Raw genomic sequence first — 25,947 nt, forward strand, 5'->3', positions numbered from 1 at the left:
TTTTATAGAGATTGAGTTCGATAGTGGAGCATCCTGATAGGATGAACTGAAGGATGTATCACGACGCCACACTCTCTGAAGAGGAGGTTCTGAAGCATTTCGATACCTCGCTGGAAGGACTCTCGTCACGCCAGGCAGAGGAGCGGATCGCGACGGCGGGATACAATGCGATCACCGCCAACCAGGTCCCATGGTGGGAGATCGCGCTCCGTCAGTTCAAGTCGGCGTTCATCTACCTGCTCCTGATTGCCGCAGCCATTGTCTTTGCCATTGGTGAGAATCTCGACGCCGGCATCATCCTCGGTTTTGTGATCATCAACGCCGTGCTCGGGTTCTACCAGGAATATCGATCCGAGCAGGCCCTTCGCGCACTCCAGCAGTACATCACCCCACGGGCCAGTGTGAAACGGGACTCGCAGTGGCATACGATCGACTCCCGAAACCTTGTGCCGGGCGATATCATCAGACTCGGGACAGGAGATGCAGTGCCGGCCGATGTCAGGATCCTCAGCATGCACAACCTCGTTGTCAATGAGACGACGCTGACCGGTGAATCTGTCCCGGTCCCCAAGCATCCCGATACCCTCACAACAGAACCGGAAAACGTCTACGAGAGTCACAATCTCTCCTTCAGCGGCACGTCCGTTGTTGGGGGTGACGCGATAGCACTGGTACTGGAGACCGGTGCGCATACCGCGATGGGGACGATTGCACGACTGACCGTGGAGACGACCAAGGAGAGCGAATTCTCCAGAGGTATCGAGAGGTTCAGCCAGTTCATCCTGCGGATGATCCTCGTCACCCTCGTCTTCATCTTCGTGGCAAACCTGTTGATCAAGGGCGGGAGCATCGATCTCATCGAGCTCGTGGTCTTTTCGATCGCACTCGTGGTGAGCGTCGTTCCTGAGGCGCTCCCGGTTGTGACCACGGTGTCGCTCTCCAGGGGCGCACTCGAACTTGCAAAGCAGGGAGTCATCGTCAAACGACTTACGGCGATTGAGGACATCGGAAGTATCGATATACTCTGTACTGACAAGACCGGAACTCTCACGGAGAACACCCTGCACATCACAGAGACGTCACCGGGGGCGCATCCGGACCTGCTGTATTATGCCTCGCTCACGGTGGCGGATGCCGAGGAGAAGACCGAGCCGTTTGATATCGCAATTATCGAGGCCGGAAAAGAGCGACCCCCGTCAGAAACCTCCCCGGCAGAACGTCTTGCCGGGATACCGTTTGATCCGCAGCGCCGCTGGAACGCGGTGCTGATCCGTGACCATGCACAGACAATGATGATCGTTCGCGGCGCTCCTGAAGAGATCATCCGCCTTTCCCAGTTCCGTGCAGAACCGGATCGGCGAACCCTTGTCGACTGGCTTTCCAGTAAAGGGCGGGCAGGAGAGCGTACCATCGCCATAGCAAAGAGGGTCCTGCCACCCGAAACGGTGAGCATCTCGCAGGAGGATGCCCGGGACCTCGAGTATCTCGGTGCTCTCGCGTTCACCGATCCTATCAAACCGTCTGCGTACCGTGCAGTGGAGAAGGCAAAAGAACTGGGCGTGTCGATCAAGATCATCACCGGGGACAGTGCTGAGGTTGCCGGGGCGGTGGGCGTACAGGTAGGGCTGCTGGAGGATCCGACCCGCGTGCTCAATGGCTCCGCGTTGATGGCGATGCCACCGGATAAGCGCGGGCAGGCGCTTCTGGAGCATGCGGTCATCGCACGTGCCACTCCCGAGCAGAAATACGAGATCATACGCATCCTCCAGAGTTCCTTCACCGTCGGGTTCCTGGGTGAGGGAATCAACGATGCTCCTGCGCTCAAACTTGCCGGCGTGTCCCTGGCAGTCGACAGCGCTGCCGACATAGCCCGTGAAGCCGCCGACATTATTCTGCTGCAGAAGAACCTTGAGGTGATCATCGAGGGGATCCGGGGCGGGAGAGCGGTCTTTGCCAACAGCGTTAAGTACCTGAAGGCGACCCTCGCCTCCAATTTCGGGAATTTCTATGCCATTGCCATATCATCGCTGTTCATCAGTTTTCTGCCGATGCTGCCGATCCAGATCCTGCTGCTGAACCTGCTCTCTGATTTCCCTATGATCTCGATTGCAACCGACAATGTCGACGCTGCGGAATTGACAAGGCCAAAAAAGTACGAGGTCAGGGAGATCGTCCTCATTGCCACCCTTCTCGGCGTGGTGAGCACCGTCTTTGACTTCATGTTCTTCGCAGTCTTTGTGAAGCAGGGAGCCGGCATACTGCAAACCAACTGGTTCATGGGCAGTGTCCTGACCGAGCTCGCGTTTCTCTTCTCGATCAGGACGAAACTGCCCTTCTACAGGGCAAGCCGCCCGTCGTGGATTGTCCTGGCATTGACAGGGTGTGCCGGCGCAGTGGCCATTGTCCTGCCGTACACCTCCTTCGGGCAGACTGCGTTCCACTTAATCCCCCCCACGACCGTGAACCTTGGCATTATCTTTGGCCTGGTCGGAGCGTTCTTCGTGTGCGCTGAACTGGTGAAGGACTTTTACTACCGTTTCACCAACTGATTCCCTGGGGAGAATGAGATGGGGGGATGAGGCGAGAATCCACAAGGAATAAATATCATGAAACGTCTGATAGGGGAAAAAAAGGGAGGAGAAGACGATATGCAAAAAATTACTCCATTTTTGTGGTTCGATGACAGAGCCGAAGAAGCGGCAAACTTTTACGTTTCAATCTTTAAAAACTCAAAGATTCTTGGTATCACTCGCTACGGGGAAGCAGGGCCGGGAGCGAAAGGAACGGTCATGACCGTGGGGTTCATGCTCGATGGGCAGGAATTTGCCGCACTGAACGGCGGCCCGCTCTACACGTTCTCGCCGGCCGTTTCATTTGTCGTGAACTGTGAGACGCAGGAGGAAGTGGACGAGTTCTGGGAGAAACTGTCGGAGGGCGGGGAGAAGGGAAAATGTGGCTGGCTTCAGGATAAATATGGTGTATCCTGGCAGGTCGTTCCCACCGTGATGCTCGAGATGTTGAATGATCCCGACCCGGTAAAATCACAGAGCGTTATGATGGCGATGCTTCAGATGGAGAAGATCGACATAGAACTATTGAAGCACGCGTACAATGCTGCATCGTAATGTTCGTCAGGCATCACGGCGCCCATGGGGGCCGATACGAATGAGAAGGCCGGCGTTTCCGGACCTTTTCCTTTATTCTGGTGTGCGATATTAGAATACACACCTGTAGAGACAGCGACGACGATAGCTGGAGTAAGGACGAACCAGAGTGCATGCGGTCCAGCGAATGCGCCGAGGAGGCTGATGATGCCAGTCTCATGGTGGCGGCATTCGTCACATTTGTCGGGTCGGGGATCATCGCAGACCGGGCACTTCCCGTCTCCATCCTCAGAAAACCATATAAGGTATAACCAGCACCTAAAGGACCACAAGAGGTTTGGTTATATGAAGAAATTATCTATAATTTTGGCACTCCTACTTTTCTGCAGTGGGGTCTATGTGGCAACCGCTGCAGAGACGTATGTCTACACTGCAAAGTGGAGTGTATCGGGCATACCCTCCGATGTAGCACTCGACAGCGCAGGGAACGTCTACGTCGCCGATATGCAAAACAACATGATCAAGAAGTTTTCGTCGACCGGTGCCCTTCTCACGAGCTGGGGATCCTTCGGTACCGGGGACAATCAGTTCAAGCAGCCATGGGGCGTCGCGGTGGACAGTGCAGGGAATGTCTACGTCACCGATTACTGGAACCACCGGGTCCAGAAGTTCACATCGTCCGGCGGATATATCACCCAGTGGGGCGGTATTGGGACGGGCGATGGACAGTTCGCGACCAGCACCCCTATGGGTGGCCTCGCGGTGGATAGTGCCGGAAATGTCTACGTGGCAGATCAGAATAACAATCGGATCCAGAAGTTCTCGTCGACCGGCACGTTCCTCATGAAATGGGGAACTGCGGGCACCGGGAACGGGCAGTTCAGTCAACCGCAGGACATTGCGTTCGACAGCGCTGGCAACGTCTACGTGACTGACAAAGGAAACAGCCGCGTCCAGAAGTTCACGTCGGACGGCACCTTCCTCACGAAGTGGGGCAGTTCCGGCCTCGGTGACGGCCAGTTCATGACCCCGTGGGGTATCACGGTGGACGACGCAGACAATGTTTTTGTGGTGGAACAGAGTGGCACCTATGTGGGTGGCGTCTTAAAGGGTATGCGAGTTCAGAAGTTCACGTCGGACGGCGCCTTCATCACGAAGTTTGGTGGCGCCACCAGTAACACAGCGGACGGGTTCCTCAGCGGCCCGCGGAATGCTGTGGTGGATTCGGCGGGTATCGTCTACGTGGCGGACACGGGTAACAGCCGGATCCAGAAGTTCAGGCAGGCCGTGTTGCCAGTTGCTGACTTCACGGTAAATGTCACATCAGGAAAGGCCCCGCTGTCGGTCGCCTTCACCGACACGTCGACAGGGTCTCCGACCTCATGGAACTGGACCTTCGGTGACGGGACGAACTCGTCCGAACATAACCCGGTCCATACCTATACGGCTCCCGGGACATTCACGGTTACCCTGAATGTGACGAATGTCGACGGCACGAACAGCGTCACGAAGACCGACCTGATCACGGTCAGTCCATTGACGCCTCCTGTTGCGGACTTCACGGTCAATGCGACTACGGGGAAAGTCCCGCTGGCAGTGGGCTTCACGGATACCTCGACAAACACCCCGACGTCGTGGGCCTGGACCTTCGGCGACAGTTCCACGTCGACTGAACAAAACCCGGTCCATACCTATGCGGCCGCCGGGACGTTCACCGTTACCCTGAGCGTGATGAATCCCGATGGCACCGACAGTGTCACGAAGACCGACCTGATCACGGTCAGCCCATTGACGCCTCCTGTAGCGGACTTCACAGCGAACGTCACAGCAGGTGAGGCTCCTCTGGCTGTCAAATTCACCGATACGTCGACAAACATACCGACGTCATGGCTCTGGACCTTCGGCGACAGTACCATCTCGACAGAACAGAACCCGGTTCACACCTACACTGTGCCAGGCACCTATACGGTCGACCTCACAGTGACCAATACCGACGGTACCAACAGCATCGAGAAGACCAATATGATCACGGTCACAGTGCCGGCTCACGTGAAGCCGAGCGCGAAATTCGACGTCAATGCGACCAAGGGGCCGGCACCGCTCGCACTCCAGTTCACTGATCAATCGACCAAGAGTCCCACCTCGTGGGAATGGACCTTCGACGATGGGACCAGTTCATCCGAGAGGAACCCGATCCATGTCTTTACACAGCCCGGCAGGTATTGGGTCTCCCTGAAGGTCACAAACAGCGCCGGAAGTCATACCGCGAAGCAGAAGATCACAGTTCAACTGCCGGTGGTCAACGCCCCTCTCACCGTGCAATAACTCCCCTCTTTTTGATACAGGAAAATCTCGGGCCGGTCCCGGCCCTGGCCACCCGAGACCCGTCCCCACTCGAGCGCGGACTCTGTCCAAACGTCACGGAGAACCGATCATCCGGCGAGGCGAAGGTCGGCCTTCAGCAGGAGTGCGACAATCTCATTGGATAAAAAACCGTTCCACATGGAACATAATTGTGCCAATATGATCTAACGGTGATGGAATGGAGGCTGACCCCCGGGCATCTTCACCGGAAAAACGGACCCGATCTGCATATCACACTCGTGCCTGTCGACAGAACGATGCGATCGCCGGGTCACGTCCCCTGCCGGCGACCCCGGTCGGAGAAGGAATAAAGGACTGTGCTGAAAGCAATGGTGGGAATCCGGACATGCCCGGGAACTGCCATAACCATTTATACCGGCGGGCAGATAGTTCTGGATTATGACCGGTGTTGATCCCCTTCAGTTACTCTCTGTCCTTCTCGAAGTCATCATCGTGGCCGGAGCAGTCTTCATCGCAGTAAAAAAACAGAAACGTTCTTCCTGGGCGATTGCCGCCACGTTTGCCCTGTACGTCTTCTTCGACCTCTCGCGTATGGGTATCCTCCCGTTTACCGCCCAGGTCGACGGGTTCCTCTTCCTCATCGCAAACGTAACGATGCTCGTCGCGATATGGCTGATGATGCAGGAACATTAGAACACACAAAAACTGTGGACCGCCGGCATCAGGACGGGCATGGCCGCTTCGTCGTTCGAACCGTCACCGGCCGTTCAAAAAAATGAGGACGGCCCGGTTTTAACCATTCTCCACAAGCTCGGCGAGACGGTCCATGGTCTCAAGCCCCCCGTCCTCCATCCCCGATTTGAGCATCCCGTCACGGTCTTCAACCGATTCGAAGACAGATTTCACGGTCAGTCTCGTCCTGCCTCCGACATCCTCCAGGGATGCAATCTCGAGCAGCACATGCCCCGGCATGCCTTCGAACTCAAAGGTGCTGACGATCCGGGCAGGAGAGACCTCGTGGTACACGCCATGGAATGCGAACTCGGCGCCGTCGACGTCGCGGTTGAGGATGCGCCAGATACCGCCCGGTTTCACCTCCATGGTCTCCACAGAGATCGTAAACCGTCTGGGCGCCCACCACCGGGGTATGAGCTCGGGATCCGTGTACGCCCTGAACACCCGCTCGGGCGGTGCGTCGAAGATGCGTATCATGGAAGCCTCCTGTCTTCCCGGCTCGGCAACCAGCGTGGTCTTTGCCCGGCTGAGCTTCTCTTCTTCCAGCACCCCGGCGAGCTTGTCGAGGGACTCGTTCCAGCCGGCCGTCGCCTGATCGCTCATCTGACCCGGCGGGATACCTTCATAGCGCAGGGTAAGCCTGGTCCGGCCATTCTCCCCTTCGAAGGTGATCGTCACCGGCGCCTCTGGCACCCAGTCTCCACTCATCCCGTAATACGACGCAGGGACGATATTCCCCTGCTCATCAGAGAAGCTGTCCGTGGTGATGATCCGCTCCATGGGAACGATCTCGTGGAAGACACCGGTACTCCAGAAGTCCTGGCCTTCGGGGGATCGCATGGCATAGAGGTATTTTCCGCCCACGCGGAGATCGATTGCACAGAACGGGGAGGTATACCCTGCCGGCCCCCACCAGCGCATGACCAGCGCCGGCTCTGTCCATGCTTTCCATACGAGGTCACGCGGTGCATCGAAGACGCGGATTATGTGTATCGCACTCTTATCAACATTCGACGATTGGTCCATGGTTCTCGATCCTTTCGGGTTCGTTCTGCCATCAGAAGCCCGTTCATGGAACTGCCGGCCTCGCTATCCTCTCGCGGCCCGGGTGAGAGCCGGCGGAACCTCCCGATAAGACCTCCCTACCGATTCCCGTTTTCATAAACCTTTCCCTCACCCCCTTGCCGACAACGAGACGAAAGATCGTCCTGAATGTCGGTGCACTCTGAAACCCCCGATAGTCGGAAGAAACCAGGTGCGGAAAAAGAAAAGAGGCATTGAAGGATATCAGGGAAGGATCGAACCCGACACCGTCCCCGTTGCGTCAGGGGGAGTGATCTCGACATCTACATAATTCGTGCAGACACGTACATCGATCTCGGGGGGGTTCGCAATCTTCCGGTCACAACCGTGGCACGAACAGAAGCGGAGTGCCGGCATAGTTCTCGCCGGAGAAACAGGTCTCCGCGGTCTCAGATGCGGCACAATCGTATAATAATTCCAGAGACCTTAAAAAAAAATTAGAAGCTTTGATAACTTCCGCCACTCTTGATGAAATTATTCGCCAGCACGTTGGTTGAACTCGGCGTGCTTGCCGTGAACCCCCGCGTGTAGCTATCCACTACGTTTCCGATAATATTACTGGTGCTGGGGACAAAGGGTTCGAGGTATATCGCCGTCCCGCTCCCGGTGCCCTTCACATAATTACCCTGGATCAGGAGATTGGTCCGATCCACATCTATGCCCTCGTAGAGGATATTGATCATGATATTGTTCACGATCTTGTCAACTTTTGTGCCCAGATTGGTCGCGCTCACCATCTCGTTGGTCAGGACGACTCCTCCTTTGCAGTTGATCATGACATTGTTGGTAATCTCTGAGGTACCGGCTCTGATTTCCACTCCCCTGGCACAGTTGTTCATCACATTTCCCCTGACGATATAGGGTCCTGCGGTCTGAATATGGGCGTCGACCGCCTGTTCTGTCGTGTACTCAAAGTAATTGTTCTCGACGGTGACGCTCTGAATATAACTGGATGCAGGCAGGTTCGGATTGGATGTTCCGGTTGCAACACCATGCCGTCCTTTGGTGACAAAGAAGTTGTCATGGATGTTGATCTGATCGCTGCGGTCCGTGATGCAGACCCCATATCCCAGTCCAGACTGGAATACATTGTCAAAGACCGACTTTTCGACGGTGACCGCCGAACATGTGTTCAGGCGGATGGCTGCATACCCGATATTATGGAACTTTACATTCGAGACGTGGAAGTTCTGGAGATAATACGCGTTGATCATCGTTGGATCGGTTTCAATGCCGGGGCCTTCAATGACCAGCCCGGTGATGGTGACGCCACTCATCTTCGAAGTGGACGACCCGCCTGCATTCAGGGTGAAGACGTCATCTGTCGCTCTCTGACAGTTGAAGACGGTCCCCGCCTCCCCGAACAGGGTTACCGGTTTGTTGATACCGATCGGACCATCGATCCGGTACTGGCCGGGAGGGAAGTAGATCGTCGAACCGGATGGGAGTCCGGTGAGGAGCGACTGGAGGGCAGCCGTATCGTCGGTGACGCCATCGCCCTTCAGCCCTGATGACCGGGCGTTCGTGGCAATCGAGACCAGGTCAGGTCGGGAAGGAACCGACCAGCCGCGATAGGCCGTCAACATCTGTGCCAGGCGTGCATTCCCCTGGGTGTATGCGGTACTCGCATACGCTGCTGCATCAACAGCACTGGTTACCGGTCCGGTCGTCGACACGGTGGTGGTTGGAATGGGCGTGGCCGCGATTGGTGGGATCGGGGTCGACAGCGTGGTTGGGATTGGTGAAGAAACGGTGGTTGGCTTTGGGGTTGCTACTGGTTTACCGACCGTGATATATCCGGTCCTTACGATGGTGTTCGAGCCGGCGTGATTATTGACGGTCTCAGTGACGGTGTAGGTGCCGGTGGTCTTGTATTTGTGTGTTGGATTTTTGGCGTTCGATGTGGTTCCGTCGCCGAACTCCCAGGCATATGAGGTCGGGCTTCCCGTTGACTGATCGGTGAAATAGACCGTCAGGGGAGCTTCCCCAGAGGTGGGACTGGCCGTGAACTGGGCAACGGGCGTTCTTGCAGCACTGACTGCTCCGACCAATCCCATCAGCAGGACTGCGGCAATCAGGGTGATTAATATGAGATGCTTTTTCATATTCGATATGCTCCAGGAATTACTTTATAACGCGTTGCAGATCTGCAATGCGGTTACCTATGAGAGTCGACATGAACTATATTTAAATTTAACTATAATTGAATCCGACAAAAAAACCGACAAACAGGATTTTGTTCTTAGATTAAAGTCCATTTGGGGAGAGTGCAGGGAAATTTTAAGAGGTCGACTGAAAAAAATCATCCCCCCAAAAAAACGAGGGAAGCGCCTCCTCCCCATCAGTTCATCCCCCCCTGCGTCGAACAGGTATCGTAGAATTATTCCTGGTCTTCGACGTACCATTCGCCTGCAGTCCATTCAGCCGGATCCCCGGACTCGGACCTGTATCACCTGCGCGAATACCGGGGATGCCGCACCCCCAGAAGAGAGAGTGGTGAGGCGGTCAGTTCGAGCCGGCCCGCGGTATTCCGGCCACAGATCCATCACGCTTCATCTCTCTGTCAGGGTACTGATAGTGGTGCGAGGTCGACGGCGATATCGGGTGCGTGGCTGCACCGGTGAACGCCGTCCGCAGGGTCCCGGGCCGGCCTCCGGGGGACACCTCAGAACCCTGCCACGCCTCCACAGGAAAAGGGAGAACGGGAAGGTCGGGTTGCCTGCACCTCCCGTGAATACGGGAGTCCACTACCTGCTGTTCCTGAACTGGAACTCCGGCGCTCTCCGGAACTGTTCAAAGAAATTCCCGATGAGATCGTTCTCCAGTTCCCCGAGCTGATGCGGGAGGACCGTCTCCTCGACAGCATGGAAAGAGAACTGCAGCTCCTTCCCATCCCGGGACTTCCTGCTGAGGTCGAGCAACCGGTCCGCACACGTGGCGGACTGGCCGATGGAGACGATCTCCTGTGACTCCGGATCGGAGAGGAGATAGAGGCCCGGGCCTGCAGGAACCGCCTGAATCTTCTCCGGCACGAGCAGGTCGACGTCACTCCAGGAGAGGCCCATCCAGTCCGGGTCTCCCGGCTTTCCTGCAGGGTGCAGCGGCGGATAACTCACCCCTCCGGCCGGGTTGTCCTTCTGGCCGGCTTCCAGTCTCCCGCCGCGGAGATTCTCTCTCCTGTCCGTGGACCTCCGGTATCGCGGGTGGAACCGGCCGAAGTTGCAGAGCGTCGATTCGCCGTGGTGCTGCCGGTACCGGTACAGGAGAAGACTCTTCATCCCCTGTCTCCCGTTCGTGGAGGCGTCGAGCGGGGCGGCTGAGCATTCGTACTCGAATCCTTCTGCATCCCGCCAGGCCCAGAGGGCGGGGGCCTCCCGATAGGGGTCGTTCCATGGCATCAGGTCTGTTCGTTTGAGGGTGTACCTGAGTTCGTTGAGCCGCTGTCGCAGGGTTCTCCGGGTCTCGCCGATGTACATGAGGACGTCCCTGCCGGCCGGCCTGATCCGGTAGAGGCCGGGCTCTCTGGGGATCTCCCGGAATTCGTGTTTCTCTGCGGTGAACGGCACCCACTCGGACCAGGAGAGGGAGGACCAGACCAGGGAGAAGTAATGATCCAGGGGGACAGTCTCCTGACCGGCGTTCTCGAAGATATCTCCGTCAGGGTCTACCGGCGCATGCTGACCCGCCTGGTCGCATACTGTTCGGAGTCCGGCGGGATCATCGGACCGGGTAATCTGTTCATGCTCCATGCTTCTCCTCCGTGATGACCTGAAGATCGGAACGCCGGGATTCAAACGTGGTGAAGAGTTCAGAAGGTCTGATATCGAGCGCTGACGAGATCTTTACGATCGTGGAGAGGGTCGGGCTTCGTCTCCCATTCTCGACGAGACTGATGAAGGTCCGGTCGAGGCCGGCGAGCTGTGCGAGTTTCTCCTGGGAATAGTTTCTGGATTTTCGCTCTTCCTGCAGAATTCTGCCGAAAATCTCTTCGTCCTGCATTTTTTTCACTGGATGAGATTCAGTGAAACCAGAGTAATGCCTATCGCAGACGATAGTCTACAATGGTGCGTGATACGATGAATACGCCCACTCCTTCATTCGATCATACATTCTCCTTCACCTCGTCGACCACCCAGTCGAGGACGGCCAGGAATCGCTTTCGTGCCTCTGCAGGCACGAGCGCTCTGAGCGGGAATGACGGCCGGCCGCCGAGTGCGTCCTCGGGGAGTGCAATCCCGGGGATGGCGTTCAGACGGTCCAGCAGCTCTCTCCGTTTCTCGATCGAATCAAACGGCGGTCGAAGCTTCAGCCACTGGAACTGGATCTTTCCGACGCCGGTGCTCCAGACAAAGACCGGGTAGTAGTCGGTCCCCTTCCAGCAGAAGACCGGTCCGAACGAGCCGTCTTTCTTCCCTTCGCCCCACCAGAACCGGGTCGCATGCTTTATCCCCCAGTCCAGGATCGACCGGGCGACCCCGACGACCTCAGCGCCAGCCTTTTCATCGAGGACGGTCATGAACCGGTCCTCAGTCCACGCCTGGCGCATGGTATCCGCACTCGATGAGTGCCCGCCCATCGACGCCGCCGGCCTGACGATCAGATCCGGGACGAACGCCCGGACCCCCTCGCCGACGAACTGCCGGACCTCGATCGCCAGCATCTCGGACGACCGCATCTGCCGGTTCAGGAAGGCGACGATGCGCCGGAGCTCGACCGAGATCTCGTCCGCGACAAAGACCATCCGGATCCGTTCGTCCCGGATATTCTCTGCGATCTGCATCCAGAACCCCTCCGCATCTCCTCCGTCGCCGAGGAACTCTGCCAGCACACCGGCCGGCTCCTTATCGATCTCCCTGCAGGTCTGTTCGAAGTTCCGGCGGAGGTCCTCGACGTTCCAGCACGCCAGGCCGTTCGAGGCGTAGTCGAGCATCTGCGCCACGAGTTCGCGCCGGTTCCGGGTGTCGGACCGACGCTTCACCTCGACGAGCGTCGGGACTCCGTCCTGGTCGACGAAGAGATGATCGAGGGAGTAGACCCTGCTCCCCCCGGCCTCGATCGGCACATCCTGTTCCCGGGTGAGGAGGAGCAGTCCGGAATATGGCGTCCGGTCGTCGCCGGTGAGCAGGAGCTCCGGAAACTTCGCGAGCATCTGCTGAAAGATATCCTCCGACTCGTACTCCCTCTCGAAGATCGGGACCAGTGCCCCCTGGTCGTTCAGGACAAAGATCGGACGCGACATCGGCCTCCCCGAATTGACATCACACTATCTTGCTTCTCCAGAGACGGATCGATCATACGTTCTCTTTCACCTCGCTGATCACCCAGTCGAGGACAGCGAAAAATTCCTCTCGTATCTTCGCAGGAAGAAACGCTCTGAGAGGAAGTGCGGGCCGGTAGATGAGTGAATCCTCGGGGATTGCAATTCCGGGGATGGCGTTCAGACGGTCCAGCAACTCTTTCCGTTTCTCAAGGGCATTAAAGGGCGGCCGATTCTGCAGCCACTGGAATTGAATGACCAGTACTCCCCTGGTCCATACAAGGACCGGATAGTAACTCTCCCCTTTCCAGTTGAATATCGGGGCAAACGAGCCGTCCTTCTTCCCCTCGCCCCACCAGATATGGGTTGTATGGCGAACCCCCCAGTCCAGGATCGACCGGGCGACCTCGACGGCATCAGTCCCTGCCCGCTCCTCAAGAACGGGCATAAACCGCTCTTCAGTCCACCGCATATGATCTGGATTCGGCAGGGGGGGTGGAATGACGAGCCTTTCCGGGTCCGGAGCCGGCCAGACCCTGGCGGCCAGCCGGGCCAATCTCTCGGCCCGGAGCAGAATCTCCTGCTCGTTCCAGGCGGAGACATCCCCGAGGCCGGCGCTGAGCCTGAGCGGACTGCGCCCGAGGCCACCCTCCATGTCCCGTTTCTCGGCGAACGGCCGATCGCTGAGCTCGGAGTTGTAGCCAGTCAGGGTCAGGTTGCCGAGGGTGTGGAGATAGGTCTGGTGGACCTGCTGCCAGTCGTCACCGAGCTCCTGCTGCCATGCCTCGGAGAGTCCCGGGTTCTGGGGCATGATGTGCTCGACCGTGTAGTTGGCGGCCGCGATCGGCTCCTTGGTCCCGTGGTTCTCGAGTTTTGTCAGGAGGTAACGGCATATGCGGGAGTTGTAGACGTCCTTCCTCTCAATCTCCCGCATGAACTCGGCATCGTCAGGGAACCGGCGGTAGGAGTCAAGCATGAAGAGGGCGGCCTTCACACTCTCTATATAGTCGTCTCGCCGGATCTCCTTACCAAGGGCCGCGAAGGTTTTGTTCATGGAGTTCGTCGGAATCCCGCAGACGGCACGACGGAAGACATAACTCTCGACGAGCCGGACGACCTCGACCAGTTCGTCCCTGGTGATCTCTCCGGTCCGATAGTCGTGATAGACCTGGAGGAGGAACGGGTAGGCGACGTCGACCTTCAGAATGTTCAGGTCATTGAACGCGGCGGCGATGACCGGATCCTCCTCCTTCCCGCAGGCCATGCGGACGAAATATTTGGAGAAACGGTGGATATCGACGACGAGGTCGCGGACTGATGACTCGTCCTGTGTCCGGACATAGGTCTTGAACTCCCGATATACCTCACCCATCTTTGGAATTCTGCCGTCGCGGTGGACCGTCAGGTAGTCCCGCATGAACCGGTCGAAGAGTTCCTCGGGGTTATCTTTGCCGAAGAGGAGCTCCATCGGGTACCAATAATCCTCGTAGAGGGCCCTCTGTTCACGGGGATCCTGGTCCATCAGGACAAAGTTCCGGATCTGATCGGTCTGGGAGAGGTCGAGGCCGGTGGAGTTGAGGCTCTCGAAGATCCGCTGGGGATTATCCTGATCATAATCGAGGGCGATCTGGACGATGAAGAGGCGGCGGATGCCATCGTAGAGTGCTGTTGGGGAAAGGTGGGATTGCCGGATCCGGTCTTCGAAAAAGTGGAAATTCTCGACGATACGGGGAGAGGCCTGTCTGGGGAGGTCGCGGTCATTGAGGAGCGCTTGGTAGGTCTCCTGGTCCACCCGGGTGAGGATCAGTTTGTTACGAAGATCCCCATCATAATGTTCATTCAGGAGGAACTCGCTGATCAGCCGCTGGGCGTTGGCGTTCGGGTCCTGCATCGGGATGGCGCGAACGAGGGCGAGGATGAAGAGGGAGATGGTGGTCAGGCGCTGCTGGCCGTCGATGACCAGGAACTGCGGGACATCTGGGATGAGAGAGACCCGGCTGTTGTTGATATAGACGATGGACCCAAGGAAGTGGCCGGCTCTCGTCGGATCGGCGGTCGCCCGCACGATGTCGTTCCAGAGTTCCTCGCAGTTCTGCAGTTCCCAGCGGTAGTTCCGCTGGTAGATGGGGATGATGAACTGCCTGGTACCGTTGAACAGGGCGAAGAGATTGGTCTCGCCCGCCTTCATGCAGTCACGTCCGGGATTGGGATCTCGAATGTGACGTCGACCTCCCCTTCAATCAGGCTGGGGAAAAAGCCTCTCGTGACGTGGTGATGATGATTTCTGGGACTCAGGAAGAAGGACACTCAAAAAGTTGTTTCAACCTCATGGAACTTAGATTCGCTGGTTTTGTCGCGGTGTAAAATTGGCTTCATCTTTGGGCTGGTATGAAAAACAACCGACTAATATGAATCGCATCTGCTAGGAGAGGCGCGATTCATTGGATTGGGGGGAATTACATATTGTGATTAGATTTATGAACGAGATATCCCGTTTGAGTGAGAATGTTAATCATCTCATCATGGCCCATTACAGGATCTGATCTGATATCAGGCAAATTTTTTTTTTGGTAGCGTGCCGAAAGTGATGTAAAAGTAAAAAGGCCCTGTATCCAACCTAGATTTGGAAAAAGGTGAAACAGAGCCATGATACCATTATCGTTTATCGAAAAATTATCTTTCCGACAAGGACGAAGGGATGCGCAGTCTCATCACCTGGTTTTTAAACCTGGTAATGCAACTTGAAGCTCATCAGCAAGCGGGTGCCAATCCCTATGAACGTACTGCAACGAGAAACTGCCATCGAAACGGGTCTCGATCCAGGTCCCTCACGACTCGATATGGAGATGTTACGCTCACGAAACCTCAATTCCGAGAGAAACCATTTGAGACGCAGATCTTCGGGCGATACGCCCGGGTCGAGAAGGCACTGGTGAACGCTATCGCAGAATCGTATCTACAGGGACGTTAGTCGAGAAAATCTATGATTTTCGCAGGGTCTCAACCAGAAAAGTTCAGGAGATCGTCGCGCATCTGGGCATGGAACAACTCTCTCCATCCTCGGCTCACGGAAAGTATTTGACAATGGAGGAGAGATGATCAGATACGCATACAGGGCTTGTTGAAATTACAGCACAATTGGCACGTCACCGGCCCGAACGGTTGAAATCACGTAAGAAAACCAGGAAAGCATTGTCATCTGACATCGCAGAAAAAAGGAAAACCATGACAAGCGAGAAAGTCACTATCACAACCACCACAACCAAAGAAGAACTCATCGACTACATCGGCCACCCCTGTATCACGAACTGGAAGAGACATGCGAAGAAGGAACAGGAAGGTACACCCGTAAAGAACGGGGGTGTGTGCGGGAAATGTATGTTCCGGGTTTTCCTTGAACAGTACATGGTGGATAACGCTGATGGATCTGTAAAGATCAAGAATTTTATGAGCGAGGTCCGGGCAAACCCGATGATGTACCCGCGAATCTCATCCCTAATGAAAAAATAGATAAATTCTCGTTTTTTTCAAAAGGAATAACTTCTCCCGTAAATAATAATTGAACCATTTTTTTCGGGACGGACCCCACCGATCAGATCTCGCCGGCGTTCTTGAACGACTCCCGCGGGTCGACCTTCTGCTGGTGCTGGTCGAGCAGCAGCTTCACCTCGTCGTAGATCCTCCCCTTGTCCTCGACACCGGTGAAGAGGATCCTGGTCCCGTCGACCTCGTCCTTCAGGTACGCGGCCTCGTCGTACTCGATCACCATGATCTCCCCCTCCTCCCCGAAGTGGATCTCATTACTCTCCCCCTTCATGTACCGTTCGCGCTGCTCCTTCGTCGGTGCGGCGTACTTTGAATCATACCGGAAGACACCCATACATACCCCTCTCAATGCTAAGATAATGGACGGGCCGGGTGAAACCCTTTCACCTCCCCCCGGTCACAGAAACTTCTGGAGCGTGAACAGGATCGCAGCCCCCTGCCGGCCGTCCTTCCGGTCCGCGGCCCGGATCGTCCCGCCGTACCCCTCCACCAGCGTCCTGGTGATGAAGAGGCCGAGCCCCTTGCCGCTCTTGCTGGTGGTCCCCTTCTGGAACCGGTCGAAGACCAGGGCCTTCTGATCGTCAGGGATCCCCGGCCCGTTGTCCGCCACTGTCACCTCCACGACCCCGTCCTGCTCCTCGACGCCGATGGTGATCGCGACCCCCTCGCCGGCGAACTTGTTGCTGTTCCCGATCAGGTTGGTGAAGACCTGGCCGATCAGGTCGTCGGCACGGACCATCACCCCGGTCCCGGGGTAGGTGAACGGAATCTCCGGAAAGCGCGAGATCTGGTTCCTGATCACGGCGTCCAGGTCCACCGGCACCAGCGTCGCCCGCTTCTCACGGAGCCGGCGGATTGCGGAGACGTTCCCGATGATCTCGATGGTCTGATCGAAGCTGGTCCGGATCTTCTGGACAAACTCATGCTGAGGCCCGGTCAGCTCGTCCTCCAGCAGGTCGGCGTAGCCCATGGAACAGGTGATCACATTGTTGATGTCGTGGGTCATGATGTCCAGGAACAGGCTCATCTCCTCGTTGGCAGTCTCGACCCGCTCCTGGAGGAGCGCCTTCTGCACCGCACTCCCGACCTCGCACCCGACCGACTCCAGCGTCCCGGTCTCCATCTTTGAGAATTCGTGCTCGTTCTGACTGATCAGGGCCAGCACCCCGAGCACCTCGGATCCGTACTTCACCGGGATCAGGGCGTACGCTTTCGCACCCAGCTCCTTGAAGATGATCTTCTCCCGCTCCTCGTAGTAGACCTTCTGGTCGATGGCGAAGAAGGCGGGAACGCCGTTGAGCAGCACCTCCCGGTTCGGCGGCAGACCCAGCTCGAGGGTCTGGATCAGGTCCAGGTAGGCACCCTCCACCGGGATCGTCTCGACATGATGCCGGAGGTTCGCACAGGTCCTCTCCTCGTTGATCAGATACAGGGCCCCGAATTCGAAGTCGAAGATGTCGAGGATCTTCTGCAGGGTCGACTCCAGCAGCTCGTCCAGGGAGAGGATCGTGTTGCAGAGGCTGATGATCTGGTTGAGCGCCGAGAGGTTCTCATAGGAGACCTTCAACCGCTCCTCGGCCCTGATCGCCTCCTGGTTCTTCATGATCGCCACCTGGTAGGCCGTCAGCAGGAACTCGAAGATCTGTCCCTTATCCGACGAGATCTGGTACACCTCCCCGTCGAAGGAGACCGGGACCGGGGTCTGCATCCAGTCTTTCATCCGAAGCGCCCGTTCAGGGGCCAGGATCTGCCGGATGCGGAGGACCAGGTACTCCTCGTTGTAGGGCTTCGTGATGAAGTTGTCGGCGCCCGACTGGAGGGCGAGGGCCACATCCTTGGTGTCCGAGAGGGCCGTCAGCAGGATGACCGGGATATGCTGGGACGCCGGATCCGATTTGATCGCCCTGCAGAGATCATAGCCGTTCATCACCGGCATGATCACATCGCTGATCACCAGGTCGGGTCCGACCTCCCCGACCAGGTCGAGGGCCTGCCGCCCGTCGGTTGCTGCAGATACCGCGTACCCGTGCTTCTCCAGGATGTACCGGAGATACTCCCGCTGGGTCGGGCTGTCCTCGGCGATCACGATCCGAAACGACTGCTCTTCCTCCATATTTCCATTCTCCACGTTACGTTCGCCTCATCGCACGCCTGCCCGAATGTAGAATCCGTTGACTGTTCATCCACTTTATTGTATTGAACGCACCATTCCGGACCCCTTGATGACATCCCGGGGAAAATGCTGCCCGCACCGCCTCAGCCCGCCACTAGTTCCGTGAAAGGCGTATCATCAGGTCGGCGATCTCAGCCGGCGTGAGGATGTACTCCGCGGCATTCAACCTGACCGCCTCCCCGGGCATGCCGTAGACCAGCGCACTCTTCTGGTCCTGCACGGCGGTCACCGCCCCCAGGTCCCGGAGGAGCTTCAACTCCTGCGCCCCGTCGGCCCCCATCCCGGTCAGCAGAACAGCCGCCGTCTTCACTCCGCAGACCTGGGCGAGGGAGCGGAAGAGAAAGGAGACCGACGGCCGAAGGCCGTTCTCGGGCGGGGCGTCGACGAGGCGGATACCGTGGCCGCTGTCGACCCCCATCTGGAACCCGTCCGGGGCGATGAAGGCCGTCCCCGGGGTGAGGGGGGCCCGGTCGGTGGCGAGGCGGGCAGGGAACCCGGAGACCTGGGAGAGCCAGTCGGCAAACCCCTCGGAGAACCCGGCCGCGATATGCTGGACGATCAGGATCGGAAGAGAGAAGTCGGCCGGCAGCCGGGAGAGGATCTCCTGGAGGACGACCGGTCCTCCGGTCGAGACGCCGATGGCGATCACCCGGACCCGGGCGTCTCGCCCGGTATCCCGGCCCGGTTTGGGGGACGGACGGGGTGACGGGACGATCGTCGGCCGGCGTTTGACCACCCGGATCTCTGATACCATCTTCACACTCCTGACCAGGTCCCGGGCCTCCTTTAAAAAGGCGGGGTGGCCGGGGCCGGCCGGTTTTCTGAGACAGAGGAGGGCGCCGGCCTGCATGGCCGAAAAGACCGTGCCGACCTCGCCGGGATCCTCGATCCCGCTGACGATGACGATCGGCACCGGCACGGTCTCCATGATCTGCTGGGTCGCCTGGAACCCGTTCAGACCCGGCATCACGATGTCCATGACGATCACGTCCGGCCGGAGGGACCTGGCCAGCCGGATCGCCGTCTCCCCGTCCGGGGCCTCTCCGGCGACCTGGATGGACGGATCGGCGCGAAGAATCGCAGCGAGGATCTGCCTGGAGACCGCGGAGTCGTCCACCACCAGCACCCGGATCTTTTGTGAGGTCATGGTCCTGCCAGCCGATCGATGATCTCGATCAGGTTCGACTGATCGAAGCTGCTCTTCACGATGTACGCGCTGGCGCCCACCTCGATCCCCCGTTCCCGGTCCTCGGCAGAGTCGAGGGAGGTGACCAGGACCACCGGCAGGTCGGCATACCGCTGATCGCTCCGGATCTTCCGGGTGAGGTCGAACCCGCTCATCCGGGGCATGTCGACATCAGAGACGACCAGGTCGAAGGCCCCGGCGGTCAGGGCGTTCCAGGCGTCCTGGCCGTCGACCGCCGTCGTCACCCGGTAGCCAGCCGACTCGAGGATGTTCTTGAGGAGGGTCCGCGAGGTGATCGAGTCCTCGGCGACCAGGATGGAGGAGGGCTCTCTCCCGGCGACGACGACCTCCCGGCCATGCCTCGCCCCGGGCTTCAACACCGACTTGACCAGGTCGGGCACATGCAGGATCGGCACCAGCGTCCCATTGCCGATCACTGTGGTCCCGGAGATGTTCCGCACCCGCGAGAGCTGTTTTCCGAGGCTCTTGACGAGCACGTCCTGTTCGTTCCGGACCTCGTCGACCGAGAACCCGATCCTGGTCTTCGAGGCCCGTGCCACGACGATCGAGACCTTCTTCTGGGCCTCCATCAGGGGACGCTCCGGGAGTTCCAGGACGCTGCCGAGCCGCACCACCGGAATGAACTCCCCTTCGTACAGCAGGGTCTCGTGGTTCTGAACCGTCGTGATCGACTCTGCCGGCACCTGGAGGGTCCGCTCGACATAGGCCATCGGGAAGACGAACGACCGGTCGTCCAGGGTGACCAGCACCCCCTTGAACTTCACCAGGGTGAGCGGCAGGAGCAGGTGGAAGGAGGTGCCCGCACCAGGGGTGCTCTCGACGGTCACACTCCCGCCCAGTTTTTCAACCTTCTCGAGCACGATGGCCAGCCCGAGGCCGTGGCCGGAGAGGTCGGTGATGATCGGGCTGGTCGACATCCCTGACCGAAAGAGGAGGTTGGTCACCTCCTGGTCGTTCATCCGCTCGACCTCCCGTTCCGGGAGGAGACCCCCCTTCACCGCCGTCCGCTTCACCTGGGCGAGATCGATGCCGGCACCGTCATCAGCGATCGTGATCTCCACCCGGCTCCCGCCCCGAAGTTCGATCTCGATGGTGATCAGCCCGTACCGGGTCTTCTTCCGCTCCTTCCGTGTCGCGGGGGGTTCGATCCCATGGTCGATCGCGTTCCGCAGCAGGTGGAGCAGCGGGTCGTGCATCTCGTCCAGGATCCTGCGGTCGATCGCAATGCCGCCCCCCCGGATCTCGAGCCGCACCTCCTTGCCCAGGGCCTGGGCCAGGTCCCGGACCGACCGCGGGAAGGTGTCGAACAGGGAGGAGGCCGGGAGCATCAGGACATCCCGCATGTCATCGAGGAGGGTGTCGACCAGGGTCTCGAGGGATCGCCGGTCCCGGTCCAGGCTGCGGATCGACCCGTTCAGACTCCCTTCCAGGGACCGCATGAACTGCTGATTCCAGTCCAGAAAGGTCAGCTGGCGCTCGATGAGCAGCCGGACCGGTTCGAGCCGTTCAGAGGGCGCAGCACCGGTGACCTGGCGGAGGGTGGCGAGGTCGGGGGAGACACGCATCCATTCGTCGTCCCAGGACTCGGCCTGTGCCTGGATCTTCTGCAGCTCACTGAACTGGTCGTTCAGGGCCAGCTTCAGGAGGATGAACTCCTCGACCTGGTGGAGGATCCGTTCGAGTTTGTCGACCGAGATCCTGACGGTCGTCTCCGGTGCCGCCTCGTCCATCGCCCTCCTGGCAGGTCCCTGCTCCTCCGGGGGTACCTGCGGGGTGATGCCGCCCGTACTCTCAAGGGGTTCCGGCCCGGCCGCGACGTTCGCTGCCTGCCCTGCCTGAGTGGCTGCGACGGATCTGGCCTGGTGCTCGAGGCGGGCGATCAGCCGCTTCGTCTGCGGACTCTCCGGCCGGGCGGTCTGGGGATCGGCGGTCGCCACCATCGTCCTGACAACGTCGAGGGCTTCAGAGAAGAGATCGAAGAGCTCCTTTGATGGGGAGGCGGCCTGCTGTTTGAGGGCCGAGAAGACGCTCTCGATCGCCTGGCAGACCTTCTCGACCTGGACCAGGTTCACCGCCCGAGAGGCGCCCTTCAGACTGTGCGCCTCCCGAAAGACCAGCTCCAGGATCTCCCGGGCCTTCGCCGGGTCGTCCCTGCTTGCCTCCAGTTCGACCAGCTGGGAGGAGAGGGTGGTGAGGTGCTCCTGGGCCTCGGTGCGGTAGGTGACCAGCAGCCTCTTTAAAAATTCGATCTCGTTACTGTCCATGGTGATCCCGGCCGGCGATCAGGTCTGATAACGGTTCATCAGTTCTTTCAGTTTCAATCCCAGGTCCTTGAGATTTTTGGCGACCTTCTCGGCCTCCCGGGCACCCTGCAGATTCTGCACGCTCGCCAGCTTGATGCTCTCCATGGAGACCGCGACCTGTTCCATCCCGACAAGCTGCTCCTTGCTGGAGATGGCGATCTGGGTCGCAGACTGGGCGGACTGCTCATTGAACTCCTCCAGGACCCGGATCGAGTTGCCGGTCTCGGTCGACTGCCGGACGCCGGCCTCGACCACCCTGCTCCCCTGCTCGACAGCCATCACGGCGGTGCTCACCGCCTTCTGGGTATCCTTGAGGAGTTTTCGGATCTGGCCGGTCGCCCGCTTGGACTCCTCTGCCAGGAGCCGGATCTCCTGCGCCACCACGGCGAACCCTTTCCCCTGGTCCCCGGCCTTGGCCGCCTCGATGGCCGCATTCACCGAGAGGATGTTCACCTGCTCGGCGACATCGTTCACCACCCCGATGATCTCGCTGATCGCCAGGCTCTGCTCGTTCAGCCGCCCGATGCTCTCCCCGATCGAATCCATCTGCTGCTGGATCCGGTTCATGCTGGCGATCGTCTCCTCGACCGAGACCCGCCCGGTCTCCACCATCGACGAAGCGCTCGCCGCATTGTCAGCGACGTTCTTCGCCTTCTGACTGGCCACCTCGGTGGTCTGCTTCACCTCCTCGACGGCGGCCGTCGTCTCTGAGATCGAGGTCGCGGTCTCCTGGGCCCCGGAGGCGGACTGGGCCATCGTCGTCATCAGCTCGCTGACCGACGAGGCGAGGACGTTCACCCCCTCCAGGATCTCCCGGTCCAGGGTGCGCAGGTTCTCCAGCATCACCCGCGTGGAGTCGACCAGCACCCCCACCTCGTCGTTCCGCTCTTCGCGGGGGATCTCGATCCTCAGGTCGCCTGACGCCACCTTCCGGGTGACGTCGGCCAGCCGTTCGAGCGGGGTCGCCACACTTGAGGTGAGCACAGAGATCAGCAGGACGGCGACCACGCCGGCAGCGATCACCGTGACGAGGATCAGCAGGACCGCATCGGTGAAGGTGGCAGAGCCCTGGGTGCTGATCCGCTCCGCCTCGACGTTGGCCTCGTCTGAGAGCCGGCCGAGCGAGGTGTCCACGGCAGTCCTCAGATTCATCAGCGGGCTGCCATCCCTGATACTGTCCACAATATCGGTCGTGTTGCCGGTCTTGACCTCGGCGAGGGTCTGTTTTATGCTCTCCTGGTACGACAGCCAGGCCTTATCGAACTCTGCGAGGGTCGACCGTTCTTCCACCGTCAGCGGGGATGACCGGACGGCCTGCATCTCGGTGTCGATGGTGACGATATCTGCATTGATATCAGTTTCGAGTTGCGCCCGTCCATCCGGGATGATGATGTACTTGAGGAGGTCCCCGCGGAGTTTGAAGAGGGTGGTGTCGGCGACCCCGACATGCTCGATGGTGACGGTGTGATCATGATAGAGCGTCGTCATGCCGTCGTTGATATTCTTCATATTGACGAATCCCACGGCGCCCACGACGACGAGGGCGAGCATGAAGATCACGAACGCGATGATCAGTTTGGTCCGGATCTTCTTATTATTGAAATAGTTCATCTGCTTCCCTCGATATTCCTGATCATGATCTCACTCACTATACTCATAATTCCTTCCAGTTCAGATCCCGGCATCCACCTCTTCATGGACACGGATCCTGGGATCGCCCAGCAGTTTTTCTGTGTCCAGCACGATCAGTCCGTCGGCCGTCATCCCCTGGAGGTACTCCTCCCCGATGGAGGAGATGGTGGGGGGAAGGGCGATCATGCTCTCCAGGCCCACGTGCCGGACCCCGACGATCTGGTCTGCAAGGATCCCGAACGCCATCCGGCCGTCGTCCAGGATGATCACCCTGTTCTGGTTGGTGATCCCCTGATCCGGCAGTCCGAAGAACTTCTTCAGGTCGACGATCGAGAGGATCTCCCCCCTGACATTGATGATCCCGAAGACGAACGGGGGCGTGCAGGGGAGGTGCGTATACTGCTGGAGGGGGAGCACCTCGCGGATCTCCGGGACCCTGATGCCGTACCGCTCGGTTCCCATCTCAAACTCGAGGATCTCGGTGGTGTCGATGGAGATCTCCCCGGCCTTCCCTCCCTGTGCCAGGGCCCTGGCCCGCTCAGCGAGGATACGCTTCACCGTCTCTGCATCAGCCGGTCCGCCGGCCTCTGTGTACGCTTCCTGACTCATACCTGCTCACCCATCCTCTCCATCGTGATCCTGATATTTCTGGCCAGACGTCCGGTGTTCAGCCCCCCGGAATCAGGGATCTCCTCGTCCTCTTCCCTGGTGGCGAGGATCCGCCGGGTGATACTGAACTGCCTGACCGCCTCACCGGTATCGCCCCTGCGAAGGGCGAGGTTCCCGAGGCCGTAGTGTGCGAGGACGGCATCCTGATCGAGGTACAGAACCCGCTGCAGTGACCGTATGGCCTCTCCCTCTTCGCCCAGTTCCTGGAGGATGCTGGACATCAGGTAATGGAATGCCGGCTCTGTCCGCCTGGCGAGGATCGCCTGTTCGCACCACTCCTTCGCCTCGGCCAGGTCGCCCAGGTTGGCAGAGCAGCGGGAGAGGAGGGCCATCATGTCGGCATCCCCCGGCGCGATCGCCAGCACCCTCTGCCCCCGCTCCATCGCTTCACGATACCTCTGCCTGGTGAAGAGCGAGAAAACTTCGTTCCGGTGGGTCGCCAGGTCGGTCGGTTCCGGGGCCGGCACCGGCCAGGTCGGGCCGGGCGCCGCCGCCGGTGTCACCGGCAGGAGGGGGCGTGGCCGCCTCTTCACCCGGGCGGGCTGGACCGCGGGCGGTGTGGCCGCCGGCCCGGTCCTCTCCTGCGAACCGCCCCCGGCCTTCTTCTGATAGAGCATCGCCTGGGGGAAACCGACCCCCTGGAACTGCGGGAAGAGGTGGGCCGAGGCCTCGGTGACACTCACGATCAGCCAGCCGTCCTGGTTGAGGAGACGATAGAAGCGGCTGACGACACCCTGGGCCTGCCCGGGCGAGAAATACATCAGCACGTTCCTGCAGAGGATGATATCGATCGCACCGGCATCCGGCAGAGAACCGGCGGGGGGGTGGACCAGGTTGTACCTGGAGAAGGTCACCATCCTTCTTATCGCCGGGACCACCTCGTACCGCCCTCTCCCGACCTCGGTGAAGTACTCTCTCTTCAGCCAGGGCTCGGTCTCCCGGAACGACCACTCGGTATAGATCCCCTGGCCGGCCTTCTTCAGGGCATCGGGGTTGATGTCGGTGGCATGGATGGTGACCCGCCAGTCCTCGATATCAGGGATGAGCCGGTGGAGGAGGATGGCCACCGAGAACGGCTCCTCCCCGCTTGAACATCCGGCACACCAGATCCTGAGCTGCCGGTCGGCCCCTCGCCGGCTCTGGATCAGCGTCGGGAAGATCGTCTCCTGGAGGATCGAAAAGACCTGCTTCTCCCGGAAGAAGTAGGTCTCTCCAATCATCAGATTCCGTGCAAGCACCTCGATCTCCCTGCTCTCCGGGGGTGCATGGACCAGCCATTCAACGAACGCCTCCGGGGAAGCACAGCCCAGTTCCTCGGCGGCAGCGGTGATCCCGCGGGCCAGGTCCCTCCACCGTTCCTCTGGAAAGGAGAGGCCGAGCACCTCGGTGATCCGGTCGCTGATCACCCCCAGGTGCATCGCTGAAAAGGCGATCATTGCGGGGTGGTCTCCGGATGATGGTCGTCGATCGGATCAGGGATCTCAGCCCCTGCTGCAGAGAGGAACGCCGGGATATCCTGGATGAAGATCAGTTCGCCCTGATCCCCGAAGACCCCCCGGATCAGCCCGTCTGTGGAGATGATGGTGTCGAGGGGGATCTCGTCCCATTCCCGGCCATCAGAGACCCCGTGGACCGCATCGACGAGCAGCGCGACGGGCCGGCCTGAGGTCTGCACGATCAGCAGCTGATCGGAGAGCCGGAGTTCCCGCTCAGGCAGGTGGAGCATCCGCCGGGTGTTCATCACCGGGATGATCGTCCCTTCGAGGTTGAAGAGGCCGAGCATGGCCGCCGGTCCGCCCGGTACCGGCGTGATCGCCACCACCCTGACGACCCGCTGGACCTGCCCGAGTTCGAGTCCGTACCGCTGGTCATCGAGGTCGAAGAGGATCAGGTTATGCCGCGTATCCGCCACC

The 25,947-nt window shown here is 59.2% G+C and carries 21 protein-coding genes and 1 pseudogene; 7 read left to right on the plus strand and 15 right to left on the minus strand.

Annotated features, from left to right (window positions below; genetic code table 11):
• Positions 1–53: 53 nt before the first annotated feature.
• The 5 genes from ACFKSJ_RS02735 to ACFKSJ_RS02755 all read left to right on the plus strand — a co-directional run bounded on the left by ACFKSJ_RS02735 (position 54) and on the right by ACFKSJ_RS02755 (position 6,122).
• Complete coding sequence (locus ACFKSJ_RS02735) at positions 54–2,549, plus strand: cation-translocating P-type ATPase (protein ID WP_440950741.1); 2,496 nt, start codon at positions 54–56, stop codon at positions 2,547–2,549.
• A gap of 57 nt (positions 2,550–2,606) precedes the next feature.
• Positions 2,607–3,125: a VOC family protein gene (locus ACFKSJ_RS02740; RefSeq protein ID WP_440950742.1), complete on the plus strand. Its 519-nt coding sequence runs from the start codon at positions 2,607–2,609 to the stop codon at positions 3,123–3,125.
• Positions 3,126–3,503: 378 nt separating this feature from the next.
• Positions 3,504–5,429: a PKD domain-containing protein gene (locus tag ACFKSJ_RS02745; protein ID WP_440950743.1), complete on the plus strand. Its 1,926-nt coding sequence runs from the start codon at positions 3,504–3,506 to the stop codon at positions 5,427–5,429.
• Between the two features lie 11 nt (positions 5,430–5,440).
• On the plus strand, positions 5,441–5,593 hold the full coding sequence (locus ACFKSJ_RS02750) for a hypothetical protein (RefSeq protein WP_440950744.1): 153 nt from the start codon (positions 5,441–5,443) through the stop codon (positions 5,591–5,593).
• Positions 5,594–5,867: 274 nt separating this feature from the next.
• Positions 5,868–6,122, plus strand: coding sequence for a hypothetical protein (locus tag ACFKSJ_RS02755; protein ID WP_440950745.1), 255 nt, complete (start codon positions 5,868–5,870; stop codon positions 6,120–6,122).
• A 99-nt stretch (positions 6,123–6,221) separates the two neighbouring features.
• Here ACFKSJ_RS02755 and ACFKSJ_RS02760 read toward each other — a convergent pair whose 3' ends face one another.
• The 7 genes from ACFKSJ_RS02760 to ACFKSJ_RS02790 all read right to left on the minus strand — a co-directional run bounded on the left by ACFKSJ_RS02760 (position 6,222) and on the right by ACFKSJ_RS02790 (position 14,692).
• A complete protein-coding gene (locus tag ACFKSJ_RS02760; RefSeq protein WP_440950746.1) occupies positions 6,222–7,190 on the minus strand; it encodes an SRPBCC domain-containing protein in 969 nt (322 codons plus the stop codon).
• 494 nt (positions 7,191–7,684) lie between these two features.
• A complete protein-coding gene (locus ACFKSJ_RS02765; RefSeq protein ID WP_440950747.1) occupies positions 7,685–9,352 on the minus strand; it encodes a glycosyl hydrolase family 28-related protein in 1,668 nt (555 codons plus the stop codon).
• Between the two features lie 400 nt (positions 9,353–9,752).
• Entirely contained in the window at positions 9,753–9,911 is a 159-nt protein-coding gene (locus ACFKSJ_RS02770) for a hypothetical protein (RefSeq protein ID WP_440950748.1), read from the minus strand.
• A gap of 83 nt (positions 9,912–9,994) precedes the next feature.
• The gene (locus tag ACFKSJ_RS02775; protein WP_440950749.1) at positions 9,995–10,996 is read right to left on the minus strand and encodes a hypothetical protein; all 1,002 of its coding nucleotides are present in this window, start codon (positions 10,994–10,996) and stop codon (positions 9,995–9,997) included.
• Entirely contained in the window at positions 10,986–11,246 is a 261-nt protein-coding gene (locus tag ACFKSJ_RS02780) for a helix-turn-helix domain-containing protein (protein ID WP_440950750.1), read from the minus strand. The genes ACFKSJ_RS02775 and ACFKSJ_RS02780 overlap by 11 nt, the downstream gene beginning before the upstream one ends.
• Before the next feature lie 103 nt (positions 11,247–11,349).
• Positions 11,350–12,486: a hypothetical protein gene (locus tag ACFKSJ_RS02785; RefSeq protein ID WP_440950751.1), complete on the minus strand. Its 1,137-nt coding sequence runs from the start codon at positions 12,484–12,486 to the stop codon at positions 11,350–11,352.
• Positions 12,487–12,538: 52 nt separating this feature from the next.
• Positions 12,539–14,692: a DUF262 domain-containing protein gene (locus tag ACFKSJ_RS02790; RefSeq protein ID WP_440950752.1), complete on the minus strand. Its 2,154-nt coding sequence runs from the start codon at positions 14,690–14,692 to the stop codon at positions 12,539–12,541.
• A 458-nt stretch (positions 14,693–15,150) separates the two neighbouring features.
• Here ACFKSJ_RS02790 and ACFKSJ_RS02795 point away from each other — a divergent pair.
• Together ACFKSJ_RS02795 and ACFKSJ_RS02800 are read left to right on the plus strand one after the other, a co-directional pair.
• A pseudogene (locus tag ACFKSJ_RS02795) lies at positions 15,151–15,567 on the plus strand (transposase); the annotation flags it as partial.
• A gap of 162 nt (positions 15,568–15,729) precedes the next feature.
• The gene (locus ACFKSJ_RS02800) at positions 15,730–16,014 is read left to right on the plus strand and encodes a hypothetical protein (protein ID WP_440950753.1); all 285 of its coding nucleotides are present in this window, start codon (positions 15,730–15,732) and stop codon (positions 16,012–16,014) included.
• An 82-nt stretch (positions 16,015–16,096) separates the two neighbouring features.
• Here ACFKSJ_RS02800 and ACFKSJ_RS02805 read toward each other — a convergent pair whose 3' ends face one another.
• The 8 genes from ACFKSJ_RS02805 to ACFKSJ_RS02840 all read right to left on the minus strand — a co-directional run bounded on the left by ACFKSJ_RS02805 (position 16,097) and on the right by ACFKSJ_RS02840 (position 25,946).
• Positions 16,097–16,384: a hypothetical protein gene (locus tag ACFKSJ_RS02805; protein WP_440950754.1), complete on the minus strand. Its 288-nt coding sequence runs from the start codon at positions 16,382–16,384 to the stop codon at positions 16,097–16,099.
• A 63-nt stretch (positions 16,385–16,447) separates the two neighbouring features.
• Complete coding sequence (locus ACFKSJ_RS02810; RefSeq protein ID WP_440950755.1) at positions 16,448–18,163, minus strand: response regulator; 1,716 nt, start codon at positions 18,161–18,163, stop codon at positions 16,448–16,450.
• Positions 18,164–18,317: 154 nt separating this feature from the next.
• Positions 18,318–19,370: a chemotaxis-specific protein-glutamate methyltransferase CheB gene (gene cheB, locus ACFKSJ_RS02815; protein ID WP_440950756.1), complete on the minus strand. Its 1,053-nt coding sequence runs from the start codon at positions 19,368–19,370 to the stop codon at positions 18,318–18,320.
• Complete coding sequence (locus tag ACFKSJ_RS02820; protein WP_440950757.1) at positions 19,367–21,694, minus strand: hybrid sensor histidine kinase/response regulator; 2,328 nt, start codon at positions 21,692–21,694, stop codon at positions 19,367–19,369. The genes cheB and ACFKSJ_RS02820 overlap by 4 nt, the downstream gene beginning before the upstream one ends.
• An 18-nt stretch (positions 21,695–21,712) precedes the next feature.
• Positions 21,713–23,344 (minus strand): methyl-accepting chemotaxis protein, encoded by a 1,632-nt coding sequence (locus tag ACFKSJ_RS02825; protein WP_440950758.1) that lies wholly within the window; start codon positions 23,342–23,344, stop codon positions 21,713–21,715.
• A gap of 60 nt (positions 23,345–23,404) precedes the next feature.
• A complete protein-coding gene (locus ACFKSJ_RS02830; protein ID WP_440950759.1) occupies positions 23,405–23,974 on the minus strand; it encodes a chemotaxis protein CheW in 570 nt (189 codons plus the stop codon).
• Complete coding sequence (locus ACFKSJ_RS02835) at positions 23,971–25,470, minus strand: CheR family methyltransferase (RefSeq protein ID WP_440950760.1); 1,500 nt, start codon at positions 25,468–25,470, stop codon at positions 23,971–23,973. Before ACFKSJ_RS02835 ends, ACFKSJ_RS02830 begins: the two co-directional genes overlap by 4 nt.
• A complete protein-coding gene (locus ACFKSJ_RS02840) occupies positions 25,467–25,946 on the minus strand; it encodes a chemotaxis protein CheW (RefSeq protein WP_440950761.1) in 480 nt (159 codons plus the stop codon). The genes ACFKSJ_RS02835 and ACFKSJ_RS02840 overlap by 4 nt, the downstream gene beginning before the upstream one ends.
• Position 25,947 lies beyond the last annotated feature (1 nt).

This window comes from Methanosphaerula subterraneus, assembly GCF_052055875.1.
Lineage (GTDB): Archaea > Halobacteriota > Methanomicrobia > Methanomicrobiales > Methanospirillaceae > Methanosphaerula > Methanosphaerula subterraneus.

Coding starts and splice junctions, on each gene's coding strand:
- ACFKSJ_RS02735 (WP_440950741.1), top strand. CDS start 54: ATGTATCACGACGCCACACTCTCTGAAGAGGAGGTTCTGAAGCATTTC.
- ACFKSJ_RS02740 (WP_440950742.1), top strand. CDS start 2,607: ATGAAACGTCTGATAGGGGAAAAAAAGGGAGGAGAAGACGATATGCAA.
- ACFKSJ_RS02755 (WP_440950745.1), top strand. CDS start 5,868: ATGACCGGTGTTGATCCCCTTCAGTTACTCTCTGTCCTTCTCGAAGTC.
- ACFKSJ_RS02760 (WP_440950746.1), bottom strand. CDS start 7,190: ATGGACCAATCGTCGAATGTTGATAAGAGTGCGATACACATAATCCGC.
- ACFKSJ_RS02765 (WP_440950747.1), bottom strand. CDS start 9,352: ATGAAAAAGCATCTCATATTAATCACCCTGATTGCCGCAGTCCTGCTG.
- ACFKSJ_RS02775 (WP_440950749.1), bottom strand. CDS start 10,996: ATGGAGCATGAACAGATTACCCGGTCCGATGATCCCGCCGGACTCCGA.
- ACFKSJ_RS02780 (WP_440950750.1), bottom strand. CDS start 11,246: ATGCAGGACGAAGAGATTTTCGGCAGAATTCTGCAGGAAGAGCGAAAA.
- ACFKSJ_RS02785 (WP_440950751.1), bottom strand. CDS start 12,486: ATGTCGCGTCCGATCTTTGTCCTGAACGACCAGGGGGCACTGGTCCCG.
- ACFKSJ_RS02790 (WP_440950752.1), bottom strand. CDS start 14,692: ATGAAGGCGGGCGAGACCAATCTCTTCGCCCTGTTCAACGGTACCAGG.
- ACFKSJ_RS02800 (WP_440950753.1), top strand. CDS start 15,730: ATGACAAGCGAGAAAGTCACTATCACAACCACCACAACCAAAGAAGAA.
- ACFKSJ_RS02805 (WP_440950754.1), bottom strand. CDS start 16,384: ATGGGTGTCTTCCGGTATGATTCAAAGTACGCCGCACCGACGAAGGAG.
- ACFKSJ_RS02810 (WP_440950755.1), bottom strand. CDS start 18,163: ATGGAGGAAGAGCAGTCGTTTCGGATCGTGATCGCCGAGGACAGCCCG.
- cheB (WP_440950756.1), bottom strand. CDS start 19,370: ATGACCTCACAAAAGATCCGGGTGCTGGTGGTGGACGACTCCGCGGTC.
- ACFKSJ_RS02820 (WP_440950757.1), bottom strand. CDS start 21,694: ATGGACAGTAACGAGATCGAATTTTTAAAGAGGCTGCTGGTCACCTAC.
- ACFKSJ_RS02825 (WP_440950758.1), bottom strand. CDS start 23,344: ATGAACTATTTCAATAATAAGAAGATCCGGACCAAACTGATCATCGCG.
- ACFKSJ_RS02830 (WP_440950759.1), bottom strand. CDS start 23,974: ATGAGTCAGGAAGCGTACACAGAGGCCGGCGGACCGGCTGATGCAGAG.
- ACFKSJ_RS02835 (WP_440950760.1), bottom strand. CDS start 25,470: ATGATCGCCTTTTCAGCGATGCACCTGGGGGTGATCAGCGACCGGATC.